General features: G+C 65.9%; 1 protein-coding gene. It reads left to right on the forward strand.

Features of this window, described 5'->3' with window-relative positions; all coding sequences use genetic code 11:
• A partial coding sequence (gene dnaE / locus ACFWY9_RS44910; RefSeq protein ID WP_378341775.1) for a DNA polymerase III subunit alpha occupies positions 1-1,697 on the forward strand: 1,697 nt, incomplete at both ends.

The following is a 1,697-nucleotide window of genomic DNA, read 5'->3' on the forward strand; positions in this document are numbered from 1 at the left end:
CGGGAGTACTGGGACAAGGAGGTCCCCGGTGCCGCCGACTCCACCCTGCTGATCGCCGAGAGCGTCGAATCCTACGAAGACGTCTACGCCCACAAGGACCGCTTGCCGTTCTTCGAGGTTCCCGACGGCTACGACCAGCCGTCCTGGCTGCGGGCCGAGGTCGAGCGCGGCTTGAAGTGGCGGTTCCCCGAGGGCGTGCCCGAGGGATACCACGAGCGCATCGAGGTCGAGCTCGACGTCATCATCGGCAAGGGCTTCCCCGCCTACTTCCTCATCGTCGCCGACCTCATCAACTACGCGCGCCGGGTGGGCATCCGGGTCGGTCCCGGCCGTGGTTCCGCCGCCGGTTCGCTGGTCGCGTACGTGCTGGGTATCACCAACCTGGACCCGATCCCGCAGAAGCTGCTGTTCGAGCGGTTCCTCAACCCCGAGCGCGTCTCGATGCCCGATATCGACATCGACTTCGACGACCGCAGGCGCGGCGAGATGATCCGGTACGCCACCGACAAGTACGGCGTCGACAAGGTCGCCCAGGTCATCACGTTCGGCACCATTAAGACGAAGGCGGCGATCAAGGACTCCGCCCGCGTCCACTTCGGACAGCCCGGCTATTCGATCGCGGACAAGATCTCCAAGGCGCTGCCGCCGCCGATCATGGCCAAGGACATCCCGCTGTCCGGCATCGTCGACTCCAAGCACGAGCGCTACGGCGAAGCCGCCGAGGTCCGCGCGCTGGTCGAGACCGACGAAGAGTGCAAGACGATCTTCGAGACCGCTCGCGGCCTCGAGGGCCTGATCCGCAACGCGGGCGTGCACGCCTGCGCGGTCATCATGTCCAGCGAGCCGCTGACCAACGCGATCCCGCTGTGGCAGCGCGACGACGGTTCGATCATCACCGGCTGGGACTACCCGTCGTGCGAGGCCATCGGCCTGCTGAAGATGGACTTCCTCGGCCTGCGGAACCTCACCGTCATCGGCGACGCCATCGACAACATCAAGGCCAACCGCGGTATCGACGTCGACCTCGACACCCTCGACGTCACCGACGAGGAAACCTACAAACTGCTGTCCCGTGGTGACACGCTCGGTGTGTTCCAGCTGGACGGCGGGCCCATGCGGGACCTGCTGCGGCGCATGCAGCCGACCCAGTTCGACGACATCGTCGCGGTCGGCGCGCTGTACCGCCCCGGTCCGATGGGCATGAACGCGCACAACGACTACGCCGACCGCAAGAACGGACGGCAGAAGGTCAAGCCCATCCACCCCGAGCTCGACGAGCCCCTGCGGGAGATCCTGGCCGACACCTACGGCCTGATCGTCTACCAGGAGCAGATCATGCACATCGGCCAGAAGGTGGCCGGGTACTCGATGGGCCGCGCGGACGTGCTCCGCCGCGCGATGGGCAAGAAGAAGCAGGAAGTCCTCGAGAAGGAGTTCGAGGGCTTCGAGGCCGGGATGAAGGCGAGCGAGCTGGTCCCCGGTGGGTTCTCCTCCGAGGCCATCAAGGCGCTGTGGGACACGATCCTCCCGTTCGCCGGGTACGCGTTCAACAAGAGCCACGCGGCCGCGTACGGCCTGATCTCGTACTGGACCGCGTACCTCAAGGCGAATTTCACCGCGGAGTACATGGCGGCGTTGCTCACCTCGGTCGGTGACAACAAGGACAAGTCGGCGGTGTATCTGTCGGAGTGCCGCCG

Origin of the sequence: Amycolatopsis sp. NPDC059027, assembly GCF_042739735.1 — a bacterium.
Taxonomy (GTDB): domain Bacteria; phylum Actinomycetota; class Actinomycetes; order Mycobacteriales; family Pseudonocardiaceae; genus Amycolatopsis.